We start from the raw sequence: 22,228 nt of genomic DNA on the forward strand, positions 1-22,228 counted from the left end.
AGGCGTTGTGGTTGCGGCCGTGACGGTGTTGCCCGGCTCCGAAGGGTGGTTCGGGCGGCTACAGTTTCGGCCATGTTCGACATCCAGGCGATCGGCGAGATCGGGCTCCGCGACCACGGCGGGCCGAGGGTCGCGGATGACGCACGCGGTTCGCTCGACGTCGATACGCCGGCGCGGCCGATCGTGCTGTTGCACGGGCTGATGGGACGGGGTCGCACGTGGCGGAGGCAGGTGCCGTGGTTGCGTCGTTACGGTCGGGTGTTCACCTACGACGCCGCCTTCCACACCGGGGCTGACGTCGAAGAGCCCGGCAACGCAACGGAACTCGCGACCGAACGGTTCGTCGCCGACCTCGCCGAGATCCTCATCTGGATCGACCGCGGGCCGGCGGTCCTCATCGGGCACTCGATGGGGGCGCTCCACGCCTGGTGCGCGGCGGCCGAGTACCCGGAGCTCGTCACGGCTCTCGTGGTCGAGGACATGGCCCCCGACTTCCGTGGCCGGACCACCACCAACTGGACGCCGTGGTTCGAGTCGTGGCCCGAGCGTTTCGATTCCGTCGACGAGGCGATCGCGATGTTCGGCCCGGTCGCCGGCCGGTACTTCTACGAGGCCTTCGACGACGGCCGGCTCCACGGCCGGATCCCGTTGTGGCGCGCGATCGCCGACGAGTGGGGGGTGCGCGACTTCTGGTCGCAGTGGCAGGAGGTCGCGGTGCCGTCGCTGGTGATCGAAGCCGAGCACACGGTGACACCGCCCGGCCAGATGCGTCGCATGTGCGAGGTCAACGAGCACGCGCAGTATCTGCGCGTGGACGGTGCCGGACACCTCGTCCACGACGATGCGCCGCACGTGTATCGCGGTGCGGTGGAGGCGTTTCTGTCGGGGCTCGACACCTGACCCGCCATATGGGTCGGGGCGCACACGATGGCTCGTGCGCGCCCCGAGAGGTGGATGAGGATCAGGCGGGATCGGCGGGTGCGATCGGTGCGCCGTTGAGTCGACGCCAGCAGTGCACCAGGAACAGCTGGGCGACCGGGGCGGCGACGATCAGTCCGACGTAGCAGACGAGTACGCCGACGAGGTTGATGGCGTACGTGACGAGCAACGTGATGATCGAGTCGCCGACCTTCGACTTGGTCAGCTCGAACGACGTCTTCATCGCGTTGATGGGCGAGAGGCTCTTGTCGATGGTCGCGACCACCGAGAACATCAGGAAGAACATCGCGATGATGCCGGGGATGATGCACAGTGCGTAGCCGATCGCGGTGATGATGCCGACCAGGATCGCGGTGCCGACGACCGGCCCGAATCGGATCGGGGTCAGGAACGACTTCGCGGTCACCGGTTCGCCGTTGGCAACGCGCACCGCGCCCGAGATGATGCTCGCCTGGATGTAGAGGAGGCCCACGATGAACACGGCGTACACGAGCGCGAGCAGGACCGAACCACCGAAGCCCAGCGACGTTTCCTCGTAGTAGAAACCGTTGCCGTAGTCGACCCTCTCGGTGGTGCCGAAGAGTGCCACCGCCGAGAATCCCACCGCGATGAGTGCAGCACCGAGCAGGAACACCGCGAGACCCGGCAGGATCATCGCCCCGGCGTTGTTCTTGAACTTGTTGAAGGCCCACGAGAACGCCTCGCCCACATCGACCTTGGTGCCGGGGACGCCCGGACCGCCGGGGTAGGCGCCCATTTCCCCGTACTGCGGTGCACCCGGGGGCGGCGGGGGCGGTGCCTGACCGTACTGCGGCTGGCCGTACTCGGGCTGCTGGCCGTACTGAGGCGGTTGCTGCCCGTACCCGGGCTGCTGCCCGTACTGGGGCGGGGTCGGGGGCTGCTGACCGTACTGCGGAGGCTGGCCCGGCTGGTTCGGGTCCGACGGCGGGACAGGAGGATACGGCGGCTGACTCATGGATCGGGACATTAGCAACGATTCAGGCGTAGCGGGAGACTATGCCCGAACGATCAAATGACTGGTCATCGATGTTGGCACGGATTATGGGCGCTCGTGGGCGAGTTGTCTTCTCGGCGTCGCCCGGTGTTTCCCGACCTGCGGTGACGCCGGTGGTCGGGCGGACTCAGCACTCGCCCGCCAGACAGTAGCGGCCGTCGGCGGTGATCTCGACGAGACCGTCGACGAGCAGGGAGTCGAGGGCGCGGTCGCGCTGTGCGGTGTCGCTCGTCCACACCACGTCGAGCTTCGCCCGTTCCACCGCACCCGTGGTACCGCGCAGCACATCCAGCAGCAGGCCACGGACCTGGCGGTCGGTGCCGGCGAACTTCTGGGTCTTCCGCGGTGGGCCGGTGTGAGCGGGCCGGCCTAGTCGGACCCAGGTGCAGTCGACGAGAGGACAGTTGTCGCACTTGGGGTTCCGGGCCGTGCACACCAGCGCGCCGAGTTCCATCAGTGCCGCCGAGAACCGCGGTGCGCTGGCTGCGTAACCGGTGGCGGCGGAGCGGGGGAGGAGCACCTCGGCGTCGTCGAGGTCGCGGCGCGACGGGTTACCCGGCTGCTCGCGACCGTGCACCGCCCGCGCGATCACCCGGCGGACGTTGGTGTCGACGACGGGAACGGCCTGACCGTAGGCGAAGCAGGCGACCGCCCGTGCGGTGTAGTCACCGATTCCGGGGAGGGTCAGCATCGTCTCGACGTCCTCGGGCACCCGGTCGTCGTGATCGCTCGCGAGGACCTTCGAGCACTCGTGGAGGCGTAGCGCGCGTCGGGGATAGCCGAGTTTGCCCCAGGCACGGAGAACCTCGCCGGCGGACTCGGCAGCCATCGCCGACGGCACCGGCCATCGCTCGACCCAGGCCCGCCACGGCTCCAGGACGCGGGACACCGGGGTCTGCTGGAGCATGATCTCGCTGACGAGGATCTGCCACCCGGTACATGCCGGATCCCGCCACGGCAGGTCGCGCTCATGGGTATCGAACCAACCGATCAATCGTTCGGGTGGCACACTATTGAGCATGATCGGAAAGACACCACGTGAGGCCTGGCGCATTCTGCGCGATGGAAACGACCGTTTTGTGGCCGGAGAATCTCAACATCCGAGCCAGGGTATCGAGGATCGAACACGACTCGCCGACGGGCAGTACCCGCACGTGGTCCTGTTCGGTTGCGCGGACTCCCGCCTGGCCGCGGAGATCATCTTCGACCAGGGACTCGGCGACATGTTCGTGGTCCGCACCGCCGGTCACGTCATCGACTCGGCGGTGATGGGCTCGCTCGAGTACGCCGTCGAGATTCTCGACGTCCCGCTGATCGTCCTCCTCGGCCACGACAGCTGTGGCGCGGTGAAGGCGACCCTCGACGCCCTCGACGACCTCCAGATCCCCGGCGGCTACATCCGCGACGTCGTCGAACGCGTCACGCCGAGCATTCTGGCCGGACGCAGTGAGGGCCTGACCCGGGTCGACGAGTTCGAGGCCCGCCACGTCGTCGAGACCGGACGTCTGCTCATGCAGCGCAGCCGGATCATCGCCGACCGCATCAGCACCGGCAAACTGGCGATCGTCGGCTTGACGTACAAGCTGAGCGAGGGCCGGGTGAGCCTCCAGGGCGTGTTCGGTGACATCGGCGAACATCCCCGGGCCGAAGCGGTGCCCGAGAGCGCCTGACCCTCCGAGCGGCCCCGAGCCTGAAGGCGAACTCTAGACTTTGCCTGTTCGGGGCCGCTTTTCGGCCGCGACACGCCGCACGTGATCAACCGGAAGTCAAGACCCGGCCGTTAGCGTTGTGGGCGTGATCGAACCCCAGGGCCCGCTGCCACCCGAGATCTACTGGCGACGACGCGTTGTCGCCGGGGGTGGTGCGCTGGTCATCGTGGGGCTGGTCGTCGCCCTCATCGTGTGGATGACCTCCGGTGGAGACGCTCCGCAGAACACCGCGGCCACCGCGTCCGCGTCGAGCAGTGCGGCTCCGTCCTCGGAGTCGGCACCGCCGTCGTCCGAACCGTCCGCCGCCGGCGACGCCGGTGCCGGGGGTGCTCCGGGCGGCAATGCTCCCGCGGGTGGAGGAGTACCGGGCGGTGCGCCCGCATCGGCGTCCTCACCTCCGGAATCGGCGAGTCCAGCCGGTGCACCGGGAGGTCCCGCGGGACCCAACCTCTGCCCGGATCAGGCAATCTCGGTGGTCCTCTACACCGACAAGCCGACATACACGATCGGTCAGCAACCGGTCTTCACGATCGTCACCACCAATGCCGGGCTGTCCGAATGCACCCGCGACGTGGGCAAGTCGGTCCAGAACGTCATCGTCCGGACTCTCGACGGATCGCGCACCCTGTGGTCGGCGCGGGACTGTTCGCCGCTGGACACGGTGAACAACGTGGTCCTCAAGCCCGCACAGCAGGTCAAGGACACCATCACCTGGTCGGGTACCACCAGTAGCCCCGGCTGTGAGCGTCCGCGGACCCAGGTGCCCGCCGGTTCGTACTCCGCCATCGGCAAGATCGGGGAGCGCGAGTCGTTCCCGATCACCTTCAACGTGGTCGCCCCGGCGCAAGAGCCCTGATCGTTCTCGTCGGGCCGCTAGTCGTAGCGCTCGATGCTCGTCTCCGCGAGGCGGGACAGTCCCTCGCGGATGTGCCGCGCCCAGATGCTCCCGATGCCCTCGACGGCCTGCAGATCGGCCGACGTGCTGGCGAGCAGCGCCTGCAGGGTGCCGAAGCTGCGAACGAGGCGGTCCACGTGCGCGAACTGCAACCGTGAGATGCGGGCGAGCAGCCGGTAGCCGCGCGGACTCATGGCGTTGTCCTGGGCCTCGATGGTCGTCGGGTAGCCGAAGGCGCCGGCGAGCTGGGTGAGGTCGAGCAGATCGGCGTCGCTGAGTCCCTCGATGACCTCGAGGGCTTGGCGCACATCCTCGGCGGTGGCCGGTTCGGGGCTGGCGAAGTAGTCGCGGACGAGGAGTTCGCGCATCGTGTCGTTGTCGCTGATGAGCTCCTCGAGCTGCAGGCTCACCTGCCGGCCGTTGGTGCCGAGCTCGAGGACGTACTCTTCGATCTCCACCGACACGCGCCGCACCATCTCCATCCGCTGTGCGGTCGACATGGCGTCGCGCAGCAGCACGTAGTCCTCGATCTCGGCTCGCGACAGCGCGGCGATGACCTCGTCGAGGCGTGCCTTGTACCGCTCCAGGGTCGCCAGGGCGACGTTCGCGCGCGAGAGGATGGGGTCGGGGCTCTCCACGACGCGGCGAGCGCCGTCGACGTAGACGCTGACGATCGACATCGAGGCACTGACCGAGATCACCGGATGGCCGGTCTGGATCGCGGTGCGTTCGGCGTTGCGGTGCCGGGTACCCGACTCCTCGGTGGGGATCGACGGATCCGGCACGAGCTGGACGTTGGCGCGCACGATGCGTTTGCCGTCGGTCGACAGCACCACCGCCCCGTCCATCTTCGCCAGCTCGCGCAGCCGCGTCGGGGCGAATTCGACGTCGAGGTGGAAGCCGCCGTCGCAGATCTTCTCCACGTCGGAGTCGTGCCCGATCACGATCAGGGCGCCGGTGCCGCCGCGCAGGATCCGTTCCAGGCCGTCGCGCAGCGGGGTGCCCGGCGCGACGCGCGCCAAGGTCTCGCGCGTGAGCTCGGACTTCACCGCATCGGTCAGCACTGTTTTCCCTTCGGCAGCCGAATCTCCCCGGGACGGGCGACTCGCGTCTGCGCGGGTCGTCGACGGTGACTAGGGTACCGGGATGTGAAGAGCAGCAGTTTTGTGGTGCCCGACGAGCTCGACGTGCTCGAGCGTCATCCGAAGACGGCCAAGCCCGGTGAGGTCATGCGACCACACAACTTGATGTGCTTCGGCTGCGGCGCGGAATCCCCGCACGGTCTGCACCTCGAGATGTACGCCGGCGAGGGCTTCACCGTGGAGGCGAAGATGCCTGTCGAGCAGTGGATGGAGGGTGGGCCGGGCGTGATCCACGGCGGCATCCTCTCCAGTGCGCTGGACGACGTCATGGGTATGACGCCGCGACTCCTCGGCCCGCCCGGGGTGACCGTCCACCTCCAGGTTGATTTCTTGCAGCCGATACCGGTGGGCAAGACGCTTCATCTCCGCGCGGAGATCCTGGGCCGGCAGCGGCGCAAGATCTACACCGAAGGTGTTGCGCACCTGGGTGATCCGGAGCGGCCGGTGGCGCGTGCGAACGGTGTGTTCGTGACCGTCGACGTCCGGGAGCACTTCGCCGAGCACGTCGAGAACAGTGCGAAGGCGGCGGAGTATCTGGGCGGCAAACCGCAGCTCTGACGAGGGGTCAGAACGGCGCGTCCACCGGGTCGGAGTCGCGCAGGTGAACGGCGTCGCCGAGGTTGGCGACCCGGAGGATGCGAATGCCCTTCGGGAGTTCCTCGTCGGTGGCCGCGGGGATGATCGCCTCCCGGAAACCGAGTCGCTTGGCCTCCGCCAGGCGGCGAGCGACCGCGGAGACCCGACGGATCTCGCCGCCGAGACCGACCTCCCCGATGACGACGGTCGACTGGGGGACCGGTCGCTGGGTCAGGGTGGAATAGACCGAGAGCGCGATCGCGAGATCGGCAGCGGGTTCGGTGACTCGCATGCCGCCGACGGTCGAGAGGTAGACCTCGGACTTCGCCAGTTCTTTGCGGCCGGCGCGCGCCTGGAGGACGGCGAGGACCATCGCCACCCGGTTGAAGTCCAGACCTGACACCGCCCGACGGGGGTTCGACATCTCGGTGCCGTTGGCGAGTGCCTGGACCTCGCCGACGAGCGCGCGTTTGCCGTCCATCGTCACCATGGTGACGCTGCCGCTCACATCCGAATCCCGTTGGTGCAGAAAGATTCCCGACGGATCGGGAACCTGGTGGATGCCGTCGTCGCGCTGTTCGAAGCAGCCGACCTCGTCGGCTGCGCCGAAGCGGTTCTTCACGCCCCGGACCATGCGCAGCGTCGAGTGCTTGTCGCCCTCGAAGGCGAGTACGACATCGACGAGGTGCTCGAGTGAGCGGGGGCCGGCGACCGCGCCCTCCTTGGTCACGTGGCCCACCAGGATCACCGCGATGCCCCGGTTCTTCGCCAGTGAGACCAGCGCGGTGGTGACGGCACGGATCTGCGTGACGCCACCGGTGACGCCGTCGGCGCCGGATGCCACGACGGTCTGGACCGAGTCGATGATCATCAGCGTCGGGCGCACGGTGTCGGCGTGGCCGAGGATGGTCGCGAGATCGGTCTCGGCGGCGAGGTAGACGTTGGGGTGCACCGCGCCGGTGCGCTCGGCCCGCATCCGGACCTGTCCGGCCGATTCTTCGCCGGTGATGTACAGCGCGACGCGATCCTTGGCGGCCCAGTGTTTGACGGCTTCGAGCAGCAGCGTCGACTTGCCCACGCCGGGTTCTCCGGCGAGCAGGATGACCGACCCCGGGACGACGCCGCGCCCGAGGACGCGGTCGAGCTCACCGATACCGGTCGGCACCGCCGCCGACGACTCGGCGTCGACCTCGGTGATGCGCAGAGCCGGGCTCGACGGTGCCACCGCGGCGGTCGTCCGCGAGGACGTGGGCACGCCGGCGACCTCGTCGATCGATCCCCACTCGCCGCATTCGGGGCAGCGTCCGACCCATTTGGCGACCTGGTGACCGCAACCGGTGCAGCGATACGAGGATTTGGGTTTTGCCACCCGGTCAGCCTAGGCGGGCGCACCGACAAAACAGACGAGGCCCGGCGGATGCCAGGCCTCGTCGTGTGTGTTCCGGGGAGGGGTCAGTGCCCGCCGCCCTCTTCGCTTCCGGTCTCCGGAGCGCCGCCCTCGGAGTCCCCGGGGCCGGCCTCGCCGTGATGCTGGTTGTAGAACGTCGGCTCCGCGTTGCGGGCGACGTCCTGGCGCTCGAGCTTCGCGCCGGCATCGACCGGGGGCTGCACGGTGGTCTCACCGGCGGGGACCCACGAGCCGTTGCCCTCGCGCTTCTCGAAGACGAACGTCAGATCGGTGGTCAGTCCGCTGGCGACGGTGTCACCGGCGTTGGTCAGCTCGGCGGTGACCTTCTTCTCGCCGTCACGCGTGGCGCCGACGGGTGTGCCGCCGCGCAGGGCCTGGCCCGGCGGGATGACGCGATCGGCGGAGTCGCTGCCCTCGACGAACTCGATCGACCCCTTCTCGGGCTTGATCTCCTTCAGGCGGTAGTAGACCGTCGGGTCGGAGTTCGCGACGACGAACGCGATCTCGAAGGGCCCGCCGTTGCCGAAGACGGTCGGTGCGTCCTTCTCCGGGTAGAGGATCTGCACGTCCCGCAGCTGCAGCGAGTCGATGTTGACGTTCGCGCCGTTGACGGCGGGCAGCTGGTTGGCGGTCTGCGAGATCTGTCCCGCACCGCAACCGGTGGTGCCCAGGGCAACGGCGATGCCGATCGTGGCTACTGCGGTGGCCAGACGAGATGGCCGAACCGCCGACCGCCGTGCGGATAGTGGAAGCACTGACACCCGATCCTCCCAGGTCAAACGAAGTCGAATTGCAGCGCGCGAAACCCTGCACTACGCAGCGTAGTGGGGGCCGTGCGGAAAAGTCCGCCCGGGTGCCCGATTCGTGTCCGCGCGGGCGTGTCCACCGGGTCGGCGAAGGGGTCCGGTCGGCTGCCCCGGGCCAGGTGTTGCGTGATGCCCAACACGCTGCTACGGCACCCCTTGCCACCTCGGAAGAGGCGGCACTGAAACCGGTTCACCGCGTTGACCTGCACCGTTGGGTGGGGCCCTCGGAACGCCCGTGCTAGACTGGGTTCACTCGAAAGGGGCAAGGAACATTGAATTTCAAAGTTGGCGACACCGTCGTTTACCCCCATCACGGTGCTGCTCGGGTCGAAGACATCGTTACCCGGACCATCAAGGGTGAGCAGATCGAATACCTTGTTCTCAAGGTTGCCGACGGTGACATGACCGTTCAGATTCCCTCGACGAAGCTGGAATACGTGGGCGTCCGCGACGTGGTCGGGCAGGAAGGTCTCGACCAGGTCTTCCAGGTGCTGCGGGCCCCGCACACCGAAGAGCCGACCAACTGGGCACGGCGCTTCAAGGCGAACCAGGAGAAGCTCATCTCGGGCGACATCATCAAGGTCGCCGAGATCGTGCGCGACCTGTGGCGTCGTGAGCAGGACCGCGGACTGTCGGCGGGTGAGAAGCGGATGCTGACCCGTGCCCGTCGGGTCCTCGTGGACGAGCTGTCGCTCGCGCAGAACACCGATGACGAGAAGGCGACCAGCATTCTGGACGAGGTCCTCGCTGCCGCCTCCTGACGTCGGGTCGTGCCTGGCTCAGGAAACCAATTGACCACCACGCCGGACGATTCCGGCGCAAAAGTCTGCGTCATCATCCCGGCTGCCGGGTCGGGAACCCGACTCGGCGAGCCGGTTCCCAAGGCTTTCGTCGACCTGTGCGGTGTCACCATCATCGAGCGTTGCGTCGACAACATCCCCGACTCGCTCGGGGCGTCGATCGTCGTCGTGGTACCGGCCGACCTCGTGGAGCGTGCTCGAGAGCTGCTCCCCGGGGTCGTCGTCGTGTCGGGCGGTGCCCATCGGTCCGATTCGGTGCGCGCGGGTATCGCCGCCGCCGACGCTGCACAGATACTCCTCGTCCACGACGCGGCGCGGCCGCTCACACCCGCTCATGTCTTCACGAGCGTCGTGCAAGCCGTGGCCGCCGGTCACCCCGCAGTGGTTCCCGGGGTACCCGTCGTCGACACCCTCAAGCAGGTCGCGCCGGACGCGAATGGACTCGAACTCGTGACCCGGACCGTCGACCGCGAAGAACTCCGCGCGGTGCAGACCCCGCAGGGTTTCACCCGCGAGGCGTTGCTGCGGGCACACGCCGACGACTCCGGTCTCGCGACCGACGACGCCGGCCTCGCCGAACGCTGCGGAATCCCCGTTCACGTCGTCCCGGGAGACCCTCTCGCCATGAAGATCACCACACCGTGGGACCTCCGTATCGTCCGGAGCGTCGTCGGGGAACCGACTCCCGGTCCCGAGGCCCGACGATGAGGGTCGGGATCGGTACCGACGCGCATCGGGTCGACTCCTCAGCCGAATGCTGGATGGTCGGCCTGCACTTTCCCGACGAGCCCGGTTGTGAGGGCCATTCCGACGGCGACGTCGGCGCTCACGCACTGTGTGACGCGGTGCTCTCGGCCGCCGGACTCGGCGACGTCGGCTCGGTGTTCGGCACCGGGCGGCCCGAATGGGAGGGCGTCTCGGGAGTCGCGATGCTCACCCATGTGGCCGAGCTGATCGCCGCCGAAGGGCTTCGCGTCGTGAACGCCGCCGTCCAGGTGATCGGCAACCGGCCCAAGATCGGTCTGCGTCGTGCGGAGGCGCAGGAAGTGCTGTCGGCGGCCGTCGGCGGACCCGTGTCCGTGTCGGCGACCACCACCGATGGTCTCGGGATGACCGGTCGGGGCGAGGGGATCGCCGCGGTCGCCACCGCGCTCCTCGACGACGCCTAGTTCGGTTCGTCGACCGCAGCGCGGGGAGTCGGCTCAGCGCGACGCGGTGTCCAGCAGAATCTCGCAGGCACGGTCGACGGCATCGGCCGGCGGCGTGAGTTCTCGGCCGAGACGCGCGGCCGCCGCGGCCACCGCCGGATCGGTGAGCGGGTCGAGGTCGGATGGACCGAAGCGTGCCAGCTTGTTCCCGGAACCGGCGCCCGCCCGCCGAAGGGCTGCCGCCCACATCGGCTGATCCGCACTGAGCCAGGCGATCACCGACGGGATACCCGCCCGGGTCGCCGCCGCAGTGGTGCCGGCGCCCCCGTGGTGCACCGCGCCGCGACACCGGGGCAACAGGGCCTCGTGGTCGACCGGCTGGTCGAGGTGTAGAAGCCGCTCATGTCGGGGGAGTTCGTGATCGGTGTGCCCGATGACCCGCAGCCCGCGATCGAGGAGAGTGGTGACGATTCCGCCGATCTGTTCGGCGGTGATCTTCATGCTGCCGAAGCCGACGTAGACGGGTTCCTCGCCGGCGGTCGCCCACTCGACCGCATGTGAGGTGGCGTCGTCGCCGTTCAGGAGCGCGGCACGAGTGTCCTTGTCCGGCAACAGGAATCCGACGAGCGGACGTTGCGGCCCCCAGTCGCTCTCCAGCCCGGGGAAGAGGGCGGCATCGTAGGCCTGGACCTCCGGTCTGCCCTGACGCCGAAGTCGGCTTCCCAGTGGGCCTTTCGCCGGCGGGAGGCCGAGTTCGGTGCGCAGTCGGCGATCCGCCGAGCGCGTGGTCATCCAGTACGTCTGGTCGGCCAGCCACCACAACGCCCGGGAGACCGGGCGCGGGTTGCTTCGGTATCCGACGTCCACTCCCGCATTGGGCCGCAAGGGGCAGTAGTGCAACGGCGCGAACGGGATCCCGCGGCTCTCGGCGATCGCATCGGCGCGATCCTGTGCCAGCGGGCCGGTCACGAGAATGTCCGAGACATCCGCGAGTTCACTCATCACCTGCTCCGAGGTGGCGCGACCGTGGTCGGCGACCTCGCGTAGGGCCGCTAGTCGCACCTTCGGGTTCTTCGACTTCAGTCGCTGCTTGACCAGCGGGCCGGCCAACAACTCGCCCGTCGAGGGCGCGAGCACCCGGGTGTCCAGGCCGGTGGCGGCCGTCAGCTCAACCAGATCCTCGGGGACCGCGAACCGGACCTCGTGCCCGCGCCGGGCGAGTTCGGCGCCGACGGCCACCGCCGGCTGGATGTCGCCGCGGCTGCCGTGAACCGTGAACGAAATCCTCATGCGCCCCAACCGGTTCCGTGCAGCCCCCAGGCTGCGAGCTCGTCGGTCAGCAGGCTGCGCATCATCGAGGTGTCGGGGATGCGCACCGGGTCGAGCGAGCTGACACTCAACATCACGTGGTCGTCGTTGATCCCGAGCCATCCGCTGATACCCCCCTTGCGGTCGCGCAGTTGGGTCACGTCCTCGGTCACGGTGACGGCCCGGATCGCCATCGTGGCGCGGGTGCCGGTGCCGAGCGTGACGAACTCGTCGGGCATCGGACCGAAGTTCGACGCCAGACACAGCGGGGTAGTGGCGTTGGCCGCGAGGCGTCGGGCGATGGAGTCGTTCACTGCTTGCAGGATGACCGCGCTGTTGGCCACCGCGCTGGACTTCTCCGCCAGACGGCCGTAGGCCTCTTTGCAGGCGACGCGGACATCGGTCAGGTCCTCGTACCGGCCGGGCGCAACCTCGACGAAAGCCGTCGCACCCGAGGTCGCGTTGGCGCGTCGGTCGCCATCCGTACGGGTGGAGACCGGCAGCGACACCGGAACCACGTCGCCGTCGGAAACCCGGCCGCAGCGTTTCAGGATGCCGACCATCAATGCTGCGAACAGACTGTTGTCCGTGCCACCGCGCGACGTCGCCGCTGCCGCGTAGTCGGCGTGCGGGATGAGCACGGTCGCGTTCGGCGTGGCTTCGGCCTTGGTCAGGTCGGTGTCGGGGGCGGGGTTGTCCGTCACCCGGGCGGGCGATTCCGGTGATCCCCCTCGGCTCTCGCGCCACACGCGGTAGGCGGTCGTGCCCGCGGTGCGGAGCAGGTCCGCTGCGTCGAGCACGTCGTCGGCGATCCCGGGCGTGGTGCCGGGGAGATAGGGGGTGGCGTTGACCGCCTCGACGATCGCGGAGGTACCCGCACCGCCGTCGGCGATGACGTGAGCAATCGTCAGCGATACCACGACCGAGGCATCGTCGACGGTACGCGCGACGGACAGCCGCCAGGCGGGACCGTTCACGATGTCGAGCGGGTCGAGAGCCCGGGCGCGACCCCACGCCTCTTCTCCGCCGGCCGGCAGGGGCTCGGTGTCGATGGCGAAGTCGCCTGCGTCGTGCGTGTAGCGCCAGTAGGCCCGTCCCGGCCCGCGGCGACCCCCGACCAGCCGGCCGAGACGTCCGCGACGCAGTCGCTCGGCCACCGACGCGATGGCGTCGACGTCGATCGTGCCGGGGAACCGCCAGAGCGTCTGCGTGACGACGGGAAGATCGAGCACGACGTCCATCTTCACGAAGAGGTCGTCGTCGGGTGTGAGCCGATCCACAGGGACGTCCCGGCTGACCCGGGTGGACCGGTCAAGGGGTGCGAGTTTCATGTCTGCAGCTGCCGTTCGTGCATGCAAAAGTTCGGTGATCGATGTAGACGATGGTCCAGGAATCACGGTCATCGGTCCCGGCGGCTGCGGTGCGGCGCATGGCCGTACAGGCCGACAGGACACCGCAACCCTACCCGAGGCCCTCGGGTTCTCCGGGTCCACGGCGGCTCGGCGTCGAGTCACCCCGAGCGGGCGATTACGTCCCTGATTTTCGCTGATCCCCCGGGCGTTTCTTCGTTTGTTCAACTATCAATTCGACGCGAAGCAGGTTACTGTCGTCATCACTGTGAGGCGCGCCTAACTTCGGTGGCCTTCAGCATCTTGTTGCCATCGGGTCATTCCATTGATCCTTTCGCAGAATCCGGAGGACGCGACGACATGACGGGTGCCGCCCGCCGTACATCAGATCGCCGCGTGGCATCGCAGACCACCGCTCTCATCGCCGTACTGGCGGCTGCGCTGACGGCCTTTGCCGGTCTCGCGCAGGCGGGCGGGGCGAATGCGACGCCGGCTCGTTCGACCATCGAGCGCGTCGTGGCGGAAGGCCCGCACTCCCACGGTGTGTACGTCTACTCCGCAGCCATGCAGAAGACCGTCAAGGTGCAGGTCGTGACACCTGAGGCATCGGCTGGGCCCCGCCCGTCGCTGTACCTGCTCGGTGGTTTGGGTGAGGAGAACCCGGAGAAGAGCATCTGGACTCTGAAGACCGACGTCGCGGGCTTCTACGCCGACAAGAACGTCAACGTCGTCATGCCCATCGCGGGCAACGGCAGTCTCTACACCGACTGGCAGCGCGACGATCCTGTGCTCGGTCGCTACAAATGGGAGACATTTCTCACCCGCGAGTTGCCCCCGCTGATCGACGAACGCTTCGACGGCAACGGTGCACGTGGTCTCGCCGGACTGTCCATGGGGGCCGGCGCCGCGCTGGTCCTCGCCGTCCGGAACCCCGGTTTCTACGACGCGGTCGCCGCCTACAGCGGGTGCTTCACGACCACCGGACCTGCTGGTCAGGCATACCCGCGAGGCATCGTGACCGCCTTCGGCGGCAACCCCGACAACATGTGGGGGCCGCCCTCCGACCCCGCCTGGGCCGCGCACGACGTTCTCATGCGGGCCGCCGGTCTGAGAGGCACCGAGGTCTACGTCTCCACCGGGACCGGACGGCCTGGCAAGTACGACGCTCCCGGTTATCCTGGCAACGACAATCCGACCGATCGTCAGGTCGTGGGTGGTGCGATCGAGCTCGGCGCGCTGTGGTGTACGCAGCAGCTGCAGGCCCGACTCGGACAGTTGAAGATTCCCGCCACGATCCGATATGTCGATCCCGGCACGCACTCGTGGCCGTACTGGGTGGACCAGCAGCGTCAGTCCTGGCCCACGATTGCACGCGGATTGGGTCTGTGACAGTGCGCGGATCCCATACGGACCGGATGAGGAGGTGGGTCTCCGACGGCTGTCGCCGGCGGAACTGACCGGTACTCGACGCGCCGGGGCGGCTTCAGGGGAGGAGCCGAGCATGAACCATCAGGGGGCCAGAACGTGTGACAACACGAGAGGTTGTGATGGAATACACCGAACTGACCGACTACTCGATGCCCGGCGGAACCGTCACCGCCTGGGAGCCCGCGGTTGACGCGTCCGAGTGGCAGAGCGATTCACGACAATTGTCGTACATGCACCTCGAGCACGCCCGACGTGCGGTTCGTGAGGGCTCCGACTGGTACAGCCAGTGGATCGGGACCGCTTTCCGGATTCAGCGTCCGCTCGATCGTGATGCGTTCTCGCGCACGCTCGTTGCGTGGTACCGCAGGCATGAGGCGTTCCGGACCTCGGTGCGCGTCCACGATGCCGGGCACCCGCAGGGCGACCTGACCCGCATCACCGTCGCCGCCGATACGATCTCGGTGCACGAGCGGGCGTTCGGGTCCGATCTGGAACCCGCCGAGGTCTCCGAACTCGTCACCGAATACTTCAACACCACCGTCACCCCGCTGGCGTGGCCGCACTGCATTGCGGTGACGGTCGAGACGCCCGGCGACGACGATGGTTTCCTCGTCGTGTTCGCCGCCGATCACACGGTGATGGACGCCTACACCCAGGTGTTCGCGATCCGTGAACTGACCGCGCTGTACCTCGCCGAGGTCACCGGCGAGCCGCACGGACTCGCGGCATTCGGCAGCTACCTGGACTTCAGTGACGCCGAGCGTCGTCTCGGTGAGCAGATCGACGCCAACAACGCAGCGGTGAGCCAGTGGCGCACCTTCTTCGACGACACCACCACCGCCGTACAGCCGGAGTCGATCCCGCGGTTCCCGCAGTTCGACGTCCCCACCGATGCACCGCGCACCATCGCGGCTCAGCGGACCCCGGACGAGGGCTTCCAGGCCACCCTGTCGGACTGGCTGCTCGACGCCGCCGACACCAAGCGATTCGACGCGATCTGCAAGGCGGCCGGGTCGTCGATGACCGCCGGCATCTACACCGCGCTGTCGATGACATCGGCGGCCCTGACCGGTTCCGCGGATCTCCGTTTCATCAGTCCGATCCACACCCGCAACGCGATCGAGTGGGGCGAGGCGGTTGGCTGGTTCGTCGGGATCATCCCGGTGGCCGTCCGTCCGGGCCGGCCGCTGAAGTTCACCGACGCGCTGACCGCCGTCGCGGCCACCGCGGCCCAGTACAAGGATGTGGGCGCTGCCCCGTTCGCGCCGGTCGCCGAGCTGATCGGTGGGGACGTGACACCTCCGGGATTCGTGGTGTCCTACATCGACCTTCGACACGCGGAGGGCTCGACCGAGTGGGAGCCGCGTGCGGCACGGGTGCTGCGCAGCGCGACCCGCGAAGCCGACGAGGTCTACTTCTGGATCAACCGCATCCCCACCGGCGTCAACGTGTCTGCCCGTTTCCCGGCCGCGAACGCACCTGCTGTCGAGGTCTTCCTGTCGACGTTCCACGCGACGCTGAAGGAGATAGTCGCCGAGGGCGATTGCGAGTATTCCTACCGTGCGGGTGCGGTGGACGGACCCACCGGTATCGACCGCGCGGTCCTGTCCGCCGGAAGCCCGACAGGCGTCCTCGGCAGCTGATGTCGGGAACGCTGCAGTCACGCGACATCCCTCCCCGGTTCAGCGATTCCGGGTCGCTGGTCGCTCGGCTCCGCCCACACCTGACCGGTGGGCGGGCCGTCGAGTGGGAGCTGCGCGATCCGGACCGTGTTGCGAAAGCAGCGCAACGCTGGGGCGACGGGGTGTCGTTCCTGCAATCCGACCATCTGGCGACGATGGCCGCCAAACGCCGGGAGGGCGAGGCGCACCACGGATTCATCGTCGCCGCAACACGATTCGATACTCCCTTGGTGCCCGATGCCATGTCGGCCGCGCTGACCGACTTCGTTCGGCGCCATGAGGAGTTGCGCGCGCACTATCGCTCGGGTCCGGCAGGGCACGAGCGATGGGTGTCGCCACCGGACGAGGTCGAGATCGTCACCGCGGACCGTGAATCCGTCCACGTGGACGACGCCGAACTCGGTGACTGGGTGGGCGGCCGGGCCGTCGAGACCGCTTGGTCCGATCTGGTTCCGGGTTCGTGGTGGGGCGCGACCTGCGACGACAACGGCTTCACGTTCTTCGTCTCGACGGATCATGCCCGGGGCGACGGATATTCGTTGGTCCTCGCGATGTTCGAGATCGTCGAGCTGTACCGGGGCCACTGTGCCGGCGAGCCCGCAGAGCTGGCGCCGGCCGGATCCTTCGGGGACGCGGTGCTGGCGGAACGCCGGATCGCGGCCTCACTCGACCCCGCCGACGATCGTGTCGCGGTCTGGCGGGACGCACTGGTGCACAACGACGGTCGTACGCCGAGCTGTCCGCTCGACCTCGGGCTCACCGACGGGCTGCCGAAGCCGTCGGTCACGGCACAGACAGTGCTGCTCGACGCCGAGGCTCTCGCTCGCTGCGATGCCCGGATCGCCGCGACCGACGGCAGCTTCTCCGGGCTCATCTATGCGGCGCTCGCGGAGTGGCACCGTCGAATGACCGGTCGTGACCGGTTCTTCGTGTCGACCGTGCTGGCCACCCGTGCGCCGGAGCACTTCTGGACGCAGGGCTGGCTGTGCAACTTCGCGCCGATCTCCGTCGAGGTACCGAACATCGGAGACGTCGATTTCGACGACCTGGTGCGCGCGGCCGCCCAGAGCGTTCGACTCGCCCGCGGCGCGGCCGAGATCCCCGCGCACGCGGTGCTCGCGCAACTCGCCGGAGAGGGCGTCTTCCGCGGACTCGACGGAAGTCCGTACATGGTGTCCTACACCGACCTCCGCCGCCTGCCGATCGGTGACGACCCGGTTCTGAACGGGACACAGCTGTTGACCGGACTCGGTCCCACGCGCAACGCCAACCTCTGGTTCACGCGGACGGCGACCGGACTCGACGTGGTGTCGCAGATCCCCGACAACGACGTGGCGCGAACATCGATCCTCGAGCAGTTCGCGACCCTGCGCGAAATCCTGGCTGAGTACGCGGATGCGGCCGAGTACGCGACGGAATCGGTTGTGCGATGAAGCTCTCGAGTTCCGAATCGTGGGCGGTCGAGCCGGGCGAATTGGTGTGCTGGCGTGCCGTACCGGGCGGGGCGGCCGCCCGGTCGAGCGTACCGGTGTCGGAGAACGAGCGATTCCACCTCGCGTCGATCGCCGCGGGGCAGCCGGGCTGGATGGCGCTCACCCTGGATTTCCCGGAACGGATCGACGTCGACCTGCTCGGCGAGGTCGTCGGGACGATCATCGCCCGCCACGACGCGCTCCGCAGTCACTACGTGCAGACCGGTGACCTCGTCACCCGCCTGTTGCACCCGGGCGTCGACGTCAAAGAAGAGTTCCGGCAGGCGGACGACGGGCTCTCGGCACCGGCATTCGCCTCCCGACTGGCCGAGTACATCGGCGCGACCTGCAATCCCTTCGAACCGATGCCGCACTTCCTCGCGGCGGTGACCCGCCCCGGCGGCACGACGCTGGTGTGCGCCTTCGACCACTGCTACGTCGACGCGCGATCACTGGCCGTCGTGTCGACCGAGATCTGCGAGCTGCTCGCCGGTCGCGCGCCGGCACCGGCGGAGTCCGGCCTCGACGCACTCCGGATCGTCGCGGAAGCCGAGGCATCGGTGACCGCCGACGATCCGCGCCTGAGTGGCTGGGAGCAGTTCCTCACCGCGACCGGCTGGACGGTTCCCGAATTCCCGCTCGACCTCGGGGTCGCCGCCGGGGAGAGCCTCCCCGTCCACACGATGGTGCGGACGCTGATGTCCGGCGACGACGCCGCGACGTTCAGCTCGACGGTCCACCGGCGCGGGGCCCGTACCTATCCGGCCGTGCTCACCTGTGCCGGCATGGCCATCAACGCCGCCGGCGGACCCGATGAAGTGGCCACCGTGGTGCCCACCGGGGCCGGGGCGGGGCCGGGCTGCGTGAGTTGGTCGGTGGGCAACGCGCCGATGCTGATCAGCGCGACCGGCGACCTGTACGCGGCCATGTACCGGAACACGCGACGCCTCGCGGCGGCGCTCCCGCTGGCGGAGATCGGACTGACGCCGGTGTACGCGGCCTTCGGCGATCGCCTGCGCCCCGGCCGAAGTGACGTCTTCATGATGTCCTACGTCGACTACACGCGGCTGCCCATGCCGCGTGGCGACGTCGTCGTCCGGCAGATCTCGAGTCAGAAGCCGACCGACACCGCCCAGTGGTGGTTCTGGCGTGACCGCGACGGCATCCACGTCCGGGTGCGGTACCCGCACACCGACCGGGCCGTGGCGGTCCTCACCGACACACTCGACACGATGCAAGCGCTGGTCGGCACCGTCCTCGACCCGGTTCTCGCCGCCGACGCGGGCTGATGGCTTTCCGGCTCCGGAACGGGTCTCGTCCGGCCACTCGGGCGGTCGGTGGCCCGTCCGTGGTCCGGTAGGATGGCCGGTCGTGACCCTGCGCCTTTTTGACACCAGCTCCCGAGAGGTGCGCGACTTCGTGCCGCTGCGCCCAGGCCAGGCATCGGTGTATCTGTGCGGCGCGACGGTGCAGGGTGTTCCCCATATCGGCCACGTCCGCAGCGGTATCGCCTTCGACATCCTGCGCCGCTGGTTGAGCCACCAGGGCCTCGACGTGCTGTTCGTCCGCAACGTCACCGACATCGACGACAAGATCCTCCGCAAGGCCGCCGACGCGGGCCGTCCCTGGTGGGAGTGGGCCGCCACGCACGAGCGCGCCTTCGACGACGCCTACCGCGCGCTCGGCGTCCTGCCGCCGTCGGCAGAACCGCGGGCGACCGGCTTCGTGACCCAGATGGTCGAGTACATGCAGCGCCTGATCGAGCGTGGCCACGCCTACGTCGCCGACGGCAACGTCTACTTCGACGTCCGGAGCCTCCCCGACTACGGCGCACTGTCCGGGCACAAGCTCGACGACGTGCACCAGGGCGAGAGCGCGGGCACCGGCAAGCGCGACCACCGCGACTTCACGCTGTGGAAGGCGGCCAAGCCCGATGAGCCGTCGTGGCCGACCCCCTGGGGCCCAGGACGCCCCGGCTGGCATCTGGAGTGCTCGGCGATGGCCACCAGCCTGCTGGGGGCCGAGTTCGACATCCACTGCGGCGGCATGGATCTGGTGTTCCCGCACCACGAGAACGAGATCGCCCAGGCGCACGGCGCCGGAGACCCGTTCGCGCGGTACTGGCTGCACAACGGCTGGGTCACCATGGGTGGCGAGAAGATGAGCAAGTCGCTGGGCAACGTGGTGTCGATCCCCGCGATGCTGCAGCGCGTCCGTGCCGTCGAACTGCGGTACTACCTCGGCAGTGCGCACTACCGGTCGATGCTGGAGTACTCGCCGGGTGCGCTCACCGAGGCGGCCGCCGGTTACCGGCGGGTGGAGTCCTTCGTCGAACGTGTCGCCGCCCGCGTGGGCGATGTGGTCGTCGGCGACATCGACCCCGATTTCGGTGACGCGCTCGATGACGATCTCGGCGTCCCGGCGGCTCTCGCGGTCGTGCACAACGTCGTCCGTCAGGGCAACACCGCACTCGAATCGGGTGACGGGGCGGCCGCGCTGGCCGCCGCATCGTCGGTGCGGGGCATGATGGGGATCCTCGGCGTCGACCCGCTCGACGATCAGTGGGCCGGTGCGGCCGACGACTCGGCCGCCACCTCTGCACTGGACGTGCTGGTGCGCGCCGAACTGCAACGGCGCGCCGACGCGCGTTCCGCCAAGGACTGGGCGACCGCGGATGCGGTCCGGGATCGTCTGGCCGAGGCCGGCATCGAGGTGACCGACACCCCTGATGGTGCACAGTGGGCATTGAAGGGTGAGGCGTGATGGCAGGAAATTCCAAGCGTAAGGGTGCGATCCGCAAGTCGGGCACCAAGAAGGGGCAGGTCGTCGGGTCCGGCGGCCAGCGGCGACGCGGTCTCGAGGCCCGCGGCGCCACCCCGAAGGCGGTCGACCGCCCGTACCACCCCGCTCACAAGCGGGCGAAGGCCGCGGCGAAGTCGGGCACCGGCCGGGGCGGCGTGCGCGGGAAGGACGAGGGTCCCGAGTACGTGCTCGGCCGCAACCCCGTCGTCGAGTGTCTGCGTGCGGGCGTGCCCGCGACGGCGCTCTACATCGCCACCAACTCCGAACCGGACGAGCGTGTCGCCGAGGCGGTCAAGATCGCCGGCGATCAGGCGATCTCCATCCTCGAGGTCGGCAAGCCGGAGCTGGACCGGTTGTCCACCAACGGAATGCATCAGGGCATCGCCCTGCAGGTGCCGGAGTACGAGTACACCCATCCGGACGATCTGATGGCCGACGCCAAGGCCAGCGGCACCCCGCCGCTGCTGGTGGCGCTCGACAACATCACCGACCCGCGCAACCTGGGTGCGGTGATCCGCTCGGTGGCCGCCTTCGGCGGGCACGGCGTGGTGATCCCGGCGCGACGCAGCGCGAGCGTGACCGCGGTGGCCTGGCGGACCAGCGCCGGTGCCGCCGCACGACTCCCGGTCGCGCGTGCCACCAACCTCACCCGGACGCTCAAGGACTGGGCCGACTCCGGGGCGCAGCTCGTGGGTCTGGACGCCGGCGGCGACGTGACCCTCGATGACTACGACGGCACCGGTCCGACGGTGATCGTCGTGGGATCGGAGGGCAAGGGCCTGTCGCGCCTCGTGCGCGAGAGCTGCGACTCGATCCTGTCGATTCCCATGGCCGGGGAGGTCGAGAGCCTCAACGCGTCGGTCGCGGCTGGCGTCGTGCTCGCCGAATTCGCACGCCAGCGCCGGCGGTAGTCCGCGCGCCGGTTCACGACCGGGTGAGACCGACCTCGACACCGGCCTGCGCGAGTGCTTCGCGAACCGCACGGGCGTGGCCGACCGCGCCCTGGGTGTCGCCGTGCAGACAGATCGAATCGGCGTCGACCGCGACGACCGTGCCGTCGATCGCCGTCAGGCGTCCGGTGGTGGTCATCTCGACGACCCGCCGTGCGATCTCCGCGCTGTCGGAGAGGACGGCGCCACGCTCGGTGCGCGGAACGAGTGTCCCCGTGGGGGTGTAGGCGCGGTCGGCGAAGGCCTCGGTGATGATCCGCAGCCCGGCGCGTTCGGCGCGGGCCAGAATCTCCGAGTTCGGTAGCCCCATCATCGCCAGACCCGGGTTCACGTCGCGCACCGCAGCGACCACCGCGTCGGCCTGTTGCTCGTGGTGGACGACCGTGTTGTACAGCGCGCCATGGGGTTTCACGTAGGTCACCGATCCGCCGACGGATCGGGCGAGGGCGTCGAGCGCGCCGATCTGATAGACGAGGTCGGCGATCAGGTCCGGCGTCGACATCTCCATGAACCGGCGGCCGAAGCCGGCGCGGTCGGGATAGGAGACCTGGGCGCCGATGCGGACACCGGCGGCCACGGCCGCCCGGCACGTCGCCAGCAGGTCCGCGGGCGTCCCCGCGTGGAAACCGCACGCGATGTTGGCGCTGGTCACGATGGTCAGCATCGTCTCGTCGTCGCCGACTCCCTCGCCGAGGTCGGCGTTGAGATCGATGCGAGCGCGTGCCGGTTCGACGGTGGCCTTGTCGGAGCGGGCCTTGTCGGCGGTCATGGGCCACATTCTAGATCTGCGCCGGTTGAG

The 22,228-nt window shown here is 68.7% G+C and carries 21 protein-coding genes; 13 read left to right on the top strand and 8 right to left on the bottom strand.

The window, feature by feature from the left end; genetic code table 11:
- Positions 1-72 precede the first annotated feature (72 nt).
- Positions 73-900 carry an alpha/beta fold hydrolase gene (locus NWF34_RS07125; protein ID WP_024500075.1) on the top strand — a complete coding sequence of 276 codons (828 nt, stop codon included), beginning with the start codon at positions 73-75 and terminating at the stop codon, positions 898-900.
- Between the two features lie 61 nt (positions 901-961).
- Here the strand turns inward: NWF34_RS07125 and NWF34_RS07130 are convergent, their stop codons facing one another.
- Both NWF34_RS07130 and NWF34_RS07135 read right to left on the bottom strand, forming a co-directional pair.
- Positions 962-1,915: a hypothetical protein gene (locus NWF34_RS07130; RefSeq protein ID WP_258324511.1), complete on the bottom strand. Its 954-nt coding sequence runs from the start codon at positions 1,913-1,915 to the stop codon at positions 962-964.
- 166 nt (positions 1,916-2,081) lie between these two features.
- Entirely contained in the window at positions 2,082-2,975 is an 894-nt protein-coding gene (locus tag NWF34_RS07135) for an A/G-specific adenine glycosylase (RefSeq protein ID WP_006435679.1), read from the bottom strand.
- On the opposite strand from NWF34_RS07135, the gene NWF34_RS07140 reads away from it, so the two are divergent.
- Positions 2,974-3,624, top strand: a complete 651-nt coding sequence (locus NWF34_RS07140) for a carbonic anhydrase (RefSeq protein WP_024500072.1) — start codon at positions 2,974-2,976, stop codon at positions 3,622-3,624. The two genes, NWF34_RS07135 and NWF34_RS07140, sit on opposite strands and share 2 nt — an antisense overlap.
- 124 nt (positions 3,625-3,748) lie before the next feature.
- Entirely contained in the window at positions 3,749-4,519 is a 771-nt protein-coding gene (locus NWF34_RS07145; RefSeq protein WP_258324512.1) for a hypothetical protein, read from the top strand.
- 17 nt (positions 4,520-4,536) lie between these two features.
- Here the strand turns inward: NWF34_RS07145 and disA are convergent, their stop codons facing one another.
- Positions 4,537-5,622: a DNA integrity scanning diadenylate cyclase DisA gene (disA, locus tag NWF34_RS07150; RefSeq protein ID WP_159404454.1), complete on the bottom strand. Its 1,086-nt coding sequence runs from the start codon at positions 5,620-5,622 to the stop codon at positions 4,537-4,539.
- A 105-nt stretch (positions 5,623-5,727) separates the two neighbouring features.
- Here disA and NWF34_RS07155 point away from each other — a divergent pair, with 105 nt between their 5' ends.
- Positions 5,728-6,258, top strand: coding sequence for a PaaI family thioesterase (locus tag NWF34_RS07155; RefSeq protein WP_159404696.1), 531 nt, complete (start codon positions 5,728-5,730; stop codon positions 6,256-6,258).
- Positions 6,259-6,265: 7 nt separating this feature from the next.
- On the opposite strand, the gene radA is transcribed toward NWF34_RS07155, so the two are convergent.
- On the bottom strand, positions 6,266-7,645 hold the full coding sequence (gene radA, locus NWF34_RS07160; RefSeq protein ID WP_159404453.1) for a DNA repair protein RadA: 1,380 nt from the start codon (positions 7,643-7,645) through the stop codon (positions 6,266-6,268).
- 83 nt (positions 7,646-7,728) lie between these two features.
- Entirely contained in the window at positions 7,729-8,439 is a 711-nt protein-coding gene (locus NWF34_RS07165) for a hypothetical protein (RefSeq protein ID WP_258324513.1), read from the bottom strand.
- A 323-nt stretch (positions 8,440-8,762) separates the two neighbouring features.
- On the opposite strand from NWF34_RS07165, the gene NWF34_RS07170 reads away from it, so the two are divergent.
- The 3 genes from NWF34_RS07170 to ispF are packed head-to-tail and all read left to right on the top strand — an operon-like array spanning position 8,763 to position 10,459.
- A complete protein-coding gene (locus tag NWF34_RS07170; RefSeq protein ID WP_006435671.1) occupies positions 8,763-9,251 on the top strand; it encodes a CarD family transcriptional regulator in 489 nt (162 codons plus the stop codon).
- A 30-nt stretch (positions 9,252-9,281) separates the two neighbouring features.
- Complete coding sequence (gene ispD, locus NWF34_RS07175; RefSeq protein ID WP_258324515.1) at positions 9,282-9,998, top strand: 2-C-methyl-D-erythritol 4-phosphate cytidylyltransferase; 717 nt, start codon at positions 9,282-9,284, stop codon at positions 9,996-9,998.
- Positions 9,995-10,459 (top strand): 2-C-methyl-D-erythritol 2,4-cyclodiphosphate synthase, encoded by a 465-nt coding sequence (gene ispF / locus NWF34_RS07180; protein ID WP_258324516.1) that lies wholly within the window; start codon positions 9,995-9,997, stop codon positions 10,457-10,459. The genes ispD and ispF overlap by 4 nt, the downstream gene beginning before the upstream one ends.
- A 33-nt stretch (positions 10,460-10,492) precedes the next feature.
- Here ispF and NWF34_RS07185 read toward each other — a convergent pair whose 3' ends face one another.
- Both NWF34_RS07185 and NWF34_RS07190 read right to left on the bottom strand, forming a co-directional pair.
- Entirely contained in the window at positions 10,493-11,728 is a 1,236-nt protein-coding gene (locus tag NWF34_RS07185; protein ID WP_258324517.1) for a nucleotide disphospho-sugar-binding domain-containing protein, read from the bottom strand.
- On the bottom strand, positions 11,725-13,077 hold the full coding sequence (locus NWF34_RS07190; RefSeq protein ID WP_258324518.1) for a hypothetical protein: 1,353 nt from the start codon (positions 13,075-13,077) through the stop codon (positions 11,725-11,727). Before NWF34_RS07190 ends, NWF34_RS07185 begins: the two co-directional genes overlap by 4 nt.
- A gap of 378 nt (positions 13,078-13,455) precedes the next feature.
- Between NWF34_RS07190 and NWF34_RS07195 the strand changes: the two genes are divergently transcribed.
- The 6 genes from NWF34_RS07195 to rlmB all read left to right on the top strand — a co-directional run bounded on the left by NWF34_RS07195 (position 13,456) and on the right by rlmB (position 21,390).
- Positions 13,456-14,484 (top strand): alpha/beta hydrolase family protein, encoded by a 1,029-nt coding sequence (locus NWF34_RS07195; protein WP_258324519.1) that lies wholly within the window; start codon positions 13,456-13,458, stop codon positions 14,482-14,484.
- Positions 14,485-14,642: 158 nt separating this feature from the next.
- On the top strand, positions 14,643-16,166 hold the full coding sequence (locus NWF34_RS07200; protein ID WP_258324520.1) for a condensation domain-containing protein: 1,524 nt from the start codon (positions 14,643-14,645) through the stop codon (positions 16,164-16,166).
- Positions 16,166-17,638, top strand: coding sequence for a condensation domain-containing protein (locus NWF34_RS07205; protein WP_258324521.1), 1,473 nt, complete (start codon positions 16,166-16,168; stop codon positions 17,636-17,638). The genes NWF34_RS07200 and NWF34_RS07205 overlap by 1 nt, the downstream gene beginning before the upstream one ends.
- A complete protein-coding gene (locus NWF34_RS07210) occupies positions 17,635-18,966 on the top strand; it encodes a condensation protein (protein WP_258324522.1) in 1,332 nt (443 codons plus the stop codon). Before NWF34_RS07205 ends, NWF34_RS07210 begins: the two co-directional genes overlap by 4 nt.
- An 82-nt stretch (positions 18,967-19,048) precedes the next feature.
- Positions 19,049-20,440, top strand: coding sequence for a cysteine--tRNA ligase (gene cysS / locus NWF34_RS07215; protein WP_258324523.1), 1,392 nt, complete (start codon positions 19,049-19,051; stop codon positions 20,438-20,440).
- On the top strand, positions 20,440-21,390 hold the full coding sequence (gene rlmB, locus NWF34_RS07220; protein ID WP_006435661.1) for a 23S rRNA (guanosine(2251)-2'-O)-methyltransferase RlmB: 951 nt from the start codon (positions 20,440-20,442) through the stop codon (positions 21,388-21,390). The genes cysS and rlmB overlap by 1 nt, the downstream gene beginning before the upstream one ends.
- Positions 21,391-21,403: 13 nt before the next feature.
- On the opposite strand, the gene NWF34_RS07225 is transcribed toward rlmB, so the two are convergent.
- A complete protein-coding gene (locus NWF34_RS07225; RefSeq protein WP_258324524.1) occupies positions 21,404-22,198 on the bottom strand; it encodes a LamB/YcsF family protein in 795 nt (264 codons plus the stop codon).
- Positions 22,199-22,228 lie beyond the last annotated feature (30 nt).

It is taken from the genome of Gordonia sp. GONU, assembly GCF_024733855.1.
Classification (GTDB): domain Bacteria; phylum Actinomycetota; class Actinomycetes; order Mycobacteriales; family Mycobacteriaceae; genus Gordonia; species Gordonia amicalis.

What these genes read in the sequence shown, in the direction of transcription:
- NWF34_RS07125 (WP_024500075.1), top strand. Translation starts at nt 73, where the DNA reads ATGTTCGACATCCAGGCGATCGGCGAGATCGGGCTCCGCGACCACGGC.
- NWF34_RS07140 (WP_024500072.1), top strand. Translation starts at nt 2,974, where the DNA reads ATGATCGGAAAGACACCACGTGAGGCCTGGCGCATTCTGCGCGATGGA.
- NWF34_RS07195 (WP_258324519.1), top strand. Translation starts at nt 13,456, where the DNA reads ATGACGGGTGCCGCCCGCCGTACATCAGATCGCCGCGTGGCATCGCAG.
- NWF34_RS07190 (WP_258324518.1), bottom strand. Translation starts at nt 13,077, where the DNA reads ATGAAACTCGCACCCCTTGACCGGTCCACCCGGGTCAGCCGGGACGTC.
- NWF34_RS07130 (WP_258324511.1), bottom strand. Translation starts at nt 1,915, where the DNA reads ATGAGTCAGCCGCCGTATCCTCCTGTCCCGCCGTCGGACCCGAACCAG.
- NWF34_RS07210 (WP_258324522.1), top strand. Translation starts at nt 17,635, where the DNA reads ATGAAGCTCTCGAGTTCCGAATCGTGGGCGGTCGAGCCGGGCGAATTG.
- rlmB (WP_006435661.1), top strand. Translation starts at nt 20,440, where the DNA reads ATGGCAGGAAATTCCAAGCGTAAGGGTGCGATCCGCAAGTCGGGCACC.
- NWF34_RS07185 (WP_258324517.1), bottom strand. Translation starts at nt 11,728, where the DNA reads ATGAGGATTTCGTTCACGGTTCACGGCAGCCGCGGCGACATCCAGCCG.
- NWF34_RS07135 (WP_006435679.1), bottom strand. Translation starts at nt 2,975, where the DNA reads ATGCTCAATAGTGTGCCACCCGAACGATTGATCGGTTGGTTCGATACC.
- NWF34_RS07205 (WP_258324521.1), top strand. Translation starts at nt 16,166, where the DNA reads ATGTCGGGAACGCTGCAGTCACGCGACATCCCTCCCCGGTTCAGCGAT.
- ispF (WP_258324516.1), top strand. Translation starts at nt 9,995, where the DNA reads ATGAGGGTCGGGATCGGTACCGACGCGCATCGGGTCGACTCCTCAGCC.
- NWF34_RS07225 (WP_258324524.1), bottom strand. Translation starts at nt 22,198, where the DNA reads ATGACCGCCGACAAGGCCCGCTCCGACAAGGCCACCGTCGAACCGGCA.
- NWF34_RS07200 (WP_258324520.1), top strand. Translation starts at nt 14,643, where the DNA reads ATGGAATACACCGAACTGACCGACTACTCGATGCCCGGCGGAACCGTC.